This window comes from Propionicimonas sp. (assembly GCF_034927565.1).
Lineage (GTDB): Bacteria > Actinomycetota > Actinomycetes > Propionibacteriales > Propionibacteriaceae > Propionicimonas.
Genome location: NZ_JAYFPT010000084.1, coordinates 1 through 3,824 on the forward strand (window position 1 = coordinate 1; position 3,824 = coordinate 3,824).

Consider the following 3,824-nt stretch of genomic DNA (forward strand, 5'->3'; position numbering starts at 1 on the left):
CGGGCCGGCGCGGTGTGCTTCGAGCAGCCACGTCTGTCACCACCCTCCTTCCGGAGCCACCACCGGATCTCGGCTCGTCCTGCTCGGCAGGATCCGCGTTGTTCCGCCGGGGCGAGACCTGCCGCACCTCCACGCCCCGGACCTGGCAGAAACACCGCCTGACCCGGCGTCGGTCACAGGCAGCAGCCACCACACCCGGATTAGGCTCAGCGGGTGAGCGCCAGCCAGACTGCCCTTCCGTCCAGCATCGCGGTGCCGGTCGACCACGAACTGGTGGTGAAGAAGTCGCGGTTCCTGGCGCATCTGGAGCCGGTGGGCTCGGTCGAGCAGGCGGAGGCCGTCATCGCACAGGTTCGTAAGCAGCACTGGGACGCCCGTCACCACTGTGTCGCGCTGGTGGTCGGCCCGCAGGCCGGGCAGCAGCGATCCTCCGACGACGGCGAGCCCGCGGGAACCGCCGGCGTCCCCATGCTGGAGGTACTGCGGCACCGCGACCTGACCGACCTGGTGGCCGTCGTCACCCGCTACTTCGGGGGCGTGCTGCTGGGTGCCGGCGGGCTGGTCCGGGCCTACTCCGGTGCGGTTGCCGGAGCGCTGGACCGGGCCCGGCTGGTTCGCCGGGAGATCCTCACCGAGGTGACGATGGACGCATCTCCCGCCGAGGCCGGACGGCTGGACAACTGGCTGCGGGAGTGGGCGGCCAGCCACGGCGGAGTCTGGACCGAGCCGGTCTGGACTGCGACGGCCCGGTTCCGGCTGCTGGTGCCGCCGGCCGCCCTCGGCACGCTCGCCGACGAGGTTGCCGCCTTCTCCGCCGGCGCGCTCGTCCCGGTGACCGGGGAGAGCCGAGTGGTCGACATCCCGGACGGGCCGGCATGACCGCGGCACCCCAAGCCTGTCGTCCGCCCACCGCAGTGAGTCTCTGGAGGCACGGGTCGAACGCGGCGCCGATCCGCGCGCCATCGCCTGTTTGAGGTGAATCCCGTGGGGCGCGGGTCGCCCACCGACCGCCGGGCGACCCGCGGTCAGCCGATTCTGGTGTAGCCGTAGAGGTCGTCCATCACCTGGTTGATCCACAGTTCGTCGCCGTCGGGTGTGATCGAACGGAGGGTGCGGTTGTAGGCCTCGTCGGTCACGCTGGCGTCGAAGCCGGCGGCGGTCAGCCGCTCGGCGAGGGTATCGAGGTCACCGCGGTACTCCAGACTCAACTCGACCCGCCCGCCGGTGCCGTGGTGCAGCGCCACCAGCCCGCCGCCGTCCGCAGTGAAGTCGATCCACGTGCCCGCGTCCGAGGCGATCCGCGGCCGCAGGCCGATGGCCTCCAGGATCGCCCGCGGCTCCGTCAGGTCGTCGGCGTACCACAGCGGGAGCATCGCCAGCGCTGCGCCGGCAACCCGGCGAGCCCCGCCCGAGACCGTGATCGTCTGCCCGGTGGACGCGGTCACCGTCAGCAGCGGCCCGATATCCTCCGGCACCGTCCGCTCGACTTCGAATCCGGCAGTGACAAGGGTGAACTCGATGTTGTCCAGGTCATCACTGAGAAGATGGACAGCCGTTCGTCCGGCGTCGGCGGAGCCAGCGCCCGCATGGTGGATGGCGAGGATCCCGTCCCCGTCGAACTCCGACCACTCCGGCTGCGGCGGGAACGCCGGGACAAGCCCCAGCACCTTGGCCAGCCGGTGCCAGGCAGACGGACGGGCGGTGAACCGGATCGGCTGGACGGTGATCATCGGCCAGCCTCCGGAGCGGCGTTCAGGTAGTCGGCGAGCACGCGCTCGACCAGCGCCGACAACGAGCTGCCCTCATCGATCGCCCGGTGCTTGATCCGCCGGACCAGCGTCGGCGGCAGGTAGATGTTGAACTGGACCTTCGAGCCACTATCGCTTGCAAGCATGCTAGCAATCTACTCCCGAGGCAAGCCGGCAACAAGAGGCACAAACTGTCCGGGAGCCTCAGCGGTTCCGCGTGTATCGCAGACAGTTGGGCCGGCAGGCGGCCTCGGTGGCGATCGCCAGCGGCGCGATCCTACGCTCGTCCCGCAGCCGGTAGAGGTTGGGCACCACCCGGTCGCGCAGGGCGTAGGGGTCGATGGTGTTGAGGTAGATCTTGGTCGCGCCCTCGAAACCGGCCAGAGTCGAGACCCGCCACTTCAGCATCACCCGCCACGGCATCGGCAGGTCGACGTCGATCGGGCGGTAGTGCCACTCCTCGTTGCACGGCACGTCCACCCCGGTGGCGGCGTGCAGGGCGTGGATCATGTCCGACATCCCACGGAGTTCCTCGGGGGTGTGCCGCCACGGATCGCAGGCTTCGGACTTGGAGTAGATCTCGATGGTGGGATAACGGTGCCCGAAGCCGGCGAACGCCACCGCGGCGTCATTCTCGGCGATCACCAGGTTCTTGTAAGCGGCGTAGTTCACGCCGTCCTCGTTGTAGGTGTTGGGGTTCGCCCGCAGCCGCGCGATCGCCAACTCGTTCTGCGTCCCGCGTTCGTCGATCGCCACCAACTGCTTGTGCAGGTGGTCGAAAGAGGCACCTGCCGGACGCAACCAGTTCTGGAACACCGTCACGTAGCGGGCGTAGCGATTGAGGTCGAACAGCCCCTTGGCCGACTCGACGGTGAACCCGATGAACGTCGCGTGCTCGTCGGGGGTGAGGGTGCCCGAGGAGGCCAGCTGGGTGTTGTCGGTCGCACCGTCGACGAAGTGCCGCCGGGCGACGATCACATCATGGCCGCCGCCGAAGAACCCGGACGCTGCCGCCACCTGCCCCTCCTCGCCGAGGGCGTCGATCTCGGCGTCGGTCCGGCCGCCGGCGCGCAGCTTGCTGCGGACCACCGCCAGGACATGCGTCCGTCCCGCCTCGGAAGCCAGGTAGGCCTCCTTGCGCTCCCGGATCCGGGCGGGCAACTCGTAGCCGTAGTTTGCGTGCCAGTAGTCGTAGGACAGGATCTCGAACAGGTTGGGAATCCGGCGAAACTCCGCGGTGGTGTGGCGGAGCTCCTCGGCCGGGGTGCGGTAGCGGGTCTCCCAGCCGCCGTCCGGGTGTCGCAGCACGCGCGACTTCTCCGGTGGCGTCTCCAGGTAACGGTCCTCGCAGAAGGCGCAGTATCTGCCGTGCATCGCCGGGTCGAGCGGCACCGGGTCCGGCAGCTGGATGCCGAGCGGACGGTTGCCCCGTCCGGCGACCGTCCACACCTGGGTGCCGGTGAACGGGTTGAGCTGTTTGACGGTGCCGTCCTTGAGCTCGGTCAGGTACTCCGGCTCCCGCAGGTACGGATGGGTCATCACGCAGCCCTTCAGTCGAGTCGGCGGCCCCCAGCGCCGCCCCCGACAGGCTAACGCCCCGCCCCACCCCGACCCCGCTTCTGACTCACGTTGGCATCCCGGCTCCAGCCCGAGTCGACCGTGCGGCGTCCGCACAAACCCGGTGATTCCGGCAGGACGCGTGGACTATCCACGCAAGTGACCTCTGCTGCCCGGTTTCTGCTGGGGAGAGGGTGGGCTGTTGTTCACCCGCATCGCCGTCGACCCCGGCCGGGAGGTGCAGAAACCGGGTGATTCCGGCAGGACGAGTGGATTATCCATGCGCGTGGCCTCTGCTGCCCGGTTTGTGCTGGGGAGAGGGTGGGTTGTTGTTCACCCGCATCGCCGTCGACCCCGGCCGGGAGGTGCAGAAACCGCGTGATTCCGGGGGTTCGCGTGGACTATCCACGCGCGTGATCTCTGCTGCCCGGTTTGTGTCGGGGACAGGGTGGGTGGTTGTCGGGCGCGCCACCCCGCCCAGCCCTGCTTCTGACTCACGGTGGGGACTGTCCCAACCGG

At 69.3% G+C, this 3,824-nt stretch carries 4 protein-coding genes; 1 reads left to right on the forward strand and 3 read right to left on the reverse strand.

Annotated elements, in window-relative coordinates; translation table 11 throughout:
* Window positions 1-213: 213 nt before the first annotated feature.
* Window positions 214-879, forward strand: coding sequence for a YigZ family protein (locus tag VB080_RS13295; protein ID WP_323418933.1), 666 nt, complete (start codon window positions 214-216; stop codon window positions 877-879).
* Between the two features lie 146 nt (window positions 880-1,025).
* Here the strand turns inward: VB080_RS13295 and VB080_RS13300 are convergent, their stop codons facing one another.
* The 3 genes from VB080_RS13300 to VB080_RS13310 are packed head-to-tail and all read right to left on the reverse strand — an operon-like array spanning window position 1,026 to window position 3,287.
* On the reverse strand, window positions 1,026-1,730 hold the full coding sequence (locus tag VB080_RS13300) for a hypothetical protein (protein WP_323418934.1): 705 nt from the start codon (window positions 1,728-1,730) through the stop codon (window positions 1,026-1,028).
* Entirely contained in the window at window positions 1,727-1,894 is a 168-nt protein-coding gene (locus VB080_RS13305; RefSeq protein ID WP_323418935.1) for a CopG family transcriptional regulator, read from the reverse strand. The genes VB080_RS13300 and VB080_RS13305 overlap by 4 nt, the downstream gene beginning before the upstream one ends.
* Window positions 1,895-1,952: 58 nt before the next feature.
* The gene (locus VB080_RS13310; RefSeq protein WP_323418936.1) at window positions 1,953-3,287 is read right to left on the reverse strand and encodes a DUF4921 family protein; all 1,335 of its coding nucleotides are present in this window, start codon (window positions 3,285-3,287) and stop codon (window positions 1,953-1,955) included.
* Between the last annotated feature and the right edge of the window lie 537 nt (window positions 3,288-3,824).